The sequence below is a fragment of the Paracoccus sp. P2 genome (genome assembly GCF_046335115.1).
Lineage (GTDB): Bacteria > Pseudomonadota > Alphaproteobacteria > Rhodobacterales > Rhodobacteraceae > Paracoccus > Paracoccus pantotrophus.
The window spans coordinates 1-1773 of sequence record NZ_JBGOSN010000129.1 but is presented as its reverse complement, the minus strand read 5'-3'; the positions used below and the strand labels follow the sequence as shown (position 1 = coordinate 1773).

Sequence of the window (1773 nt, the reverse complement as noted above, 5' to 3'; positions counted from 1 at the left end):
TCCGGTCCATCGCAACGCGATACGACAAGCGAGACGGCAATTTCCTCGCATCCGTACAACTCGCCTCCATCCGCATATGGTTGCGGAGATATGTGTCGGTGAACAAAAGCGGCGTTATTCAGAAGTCGAACCGCACACCCATATCGGCAAGGGTCATGCGCTCGTAATCGCGCTGAACTGAGGCCGCAAGAAAGATACTTGGACCCAGATCATATCTGAGGGCGACACCATAAGAGCTGTCGGTCACCTTTTCCGCCCAATCACCGTCATTATACACGACATAGGAACCCAACGTAAATCGGTTAAACTTGTAGTCGCCATACAGGGCGTAAGACGTTCCCAGTTCGGCAAAACCGTTGTCATTGATGTTCAGGCCGATGCGAAGGTCATCGTTGACCTTGTAACGCGTTCCCACGAAATAAAGATTGTTATCCCTGACCCCGGCCCCGCTCTGCGCCGTTGCAGCAGAAAACTCCCAGTCGTTTAGACGATAGAAAACCGAGGCGGAAACCTCTCGGGTCAGATCCCCTCCCATGCCGCTGCCGATCTGATCCGGGTCCACCACGGACAGCTTCACGTCGAAGTTGCGCGTGCCATAATTCAAGGCCACCCCGGTCCGATCAGGAAGGCGGCCATATCCGCGATAGGCCAGAATGAAGAAATCCCCCAACGGATCCCCGCCGACGGAAACAGCATGAACCCCCAGCCGCGTCTGTTTCAGCAATAAAGCTCCATCGAAAGCCGGAAGCACATTGCCGATCTCAAGCGACCAGTTTTCATACTCGACATAGAAATTCGCGGGACTGAAGCCCCAGGAAGGGCTGTTGTGATCGCCCTGAACCCAGGTTTTTGCGCCAAATTTCAAGCCGATATCGGTCTCGACGGATGCATCGATCTCCAGCCGCAATCGACTCTGGAGGAACGTGCCGTTCTCTCCGCCCTGTTTCTTCGCCTCCGAATAGGTCAGACCAAATCGGCCAAAGCCGGACAAGCTCACATCGGCCAAGGCCGCACAAGGCGCAAGCGCGGCCGTCATTGCAATCATGCTGAAAAACTTCATTATCCCCCCCATAAAAAACGGACGCCTCCACGCCCGACCGTACAATCGACGCTATTCTTTTGAAAACCGAACTCGCGACGACCACCTCATAATTGCCTGCGGAAAGTCGTCATAGATAATCGTAAAGTGCCCAAAGGCCATAACTTGTGTGAACAGCAATCACGTCAGCCTGGAAACAGGAAATCTAAAAAGAAAAAAGGGGGGGCAGCCCCCCCTTTCCTCATTTCCCATGCAGGGCCGATTTTCACGGCGCAATGTCACGGATCAGCGGATGGAACAGTTCCTCGACCGTGATAGGCTTGGTGATCATATGCTGCTGCGTCGCAAACCGGATCGCCGCTTCAAGCGCCTTGCGGTTCGCCTCGATCCCCACCGGCCATGGATCAATGCTGCCCTCGGGTGTTGCGGCCGCGCGGCTTTTGACAAGCATCCGCCAGACCTCGCGCACCAGGTCGGGTCTCTGGTCGCAAAGCGCGTTCGGAACGATGACATAATGGTTCGGCGGCACGAAACGCTCCCGCTTGTGCCAGTCGAGCGCGGCTTCATGCGGGTTCTCGATGAGCGTCCGCACCCGCGGATCCTTGGGCATGTTCATGCCGAGGATCGCCGCAGACTCTGTTGCACAAATTGACTGACGGTCAGAGTTCCCCTTTCCCCCGACGGAGTCATCCCACGGCTTGAGTTTCGGGTATGCCGAGTGCGGTGAAGCCGTT

The 1773-nt window shown here is 55.9% G+C and carries 1 protein-coding gene and 1 pseudogene; both read right to left on the bottom strand.

All coding sequences use genetic code 11. From position 1 onward, the window contains the following. Positions 1-118: 118 nt before the first annotated feature. Positions 119-1060, bottom strand: coding sequence for a porin (locus ACDP63_RS24730; RefSeq protein ID WP_151208806.1), 942 nt, complete (start codon positions 1058-1060; stop codon positions 119-121). Positions 1061-1304: 244 nt separating this feature from the next. Next, positions 1305-1773: pseudogene (locus tag ACDP63_RS24725) on the bottom strand (hypothetical protein); the annotation flags it as partial.